This is a genomic window from Kluyvera sp. EC_51, from assembly GCF_019584505.1.
Taxonomy (GTDB): Bacteria; Pseudomonadota; Gammaproteobacteria; order Enterobacterales; family Enterobacteriaceae; genus Kluyvera; species Kluyvera sichuanensis.
In genome coordinates, this window is record NZ_VDAG01000041.1 from 1 (window position 1) to 256 (window position 256).

Sequence of the window (256 nt, forward strand, 5' to 3'; positions counted from 1 at the left end):
TCCCAGCGCACCACGTCCTCACCGGTGACGCGCCCGGTCAGCTCCGTCTCCGCCTTCTGGCTTTCTTCCAGGTTGATCACCCCGTCGCCGGTCACGTCATCAATAACGATGGTCACCTCCGGCGCGCTCAGGTCACGGGCCACCCCGGTGTCGTCGGTGTCGCTGCCCCTGTTATCCGCCGCATCGTAGCCGTTGACGCTGACTTCAATCTGCGTGCCGTCCTGCAGCAGCGCCGTCGGCACCTTCACCGACCAGC

1 protein-coding gene is annotated in these 256 nt (G+C 66.0%); it reads right to left on the reverse strand.

The window, feature by feature from the left end; all coding sequences use genetic code 11:
• Positions 1-256 (reverse strand): hypothetical protein (locus FHC49_RS10770; RefSeq protein ID WP_220439737.1); only part of this gene is annotated, 256 nt, incomplete at both ends.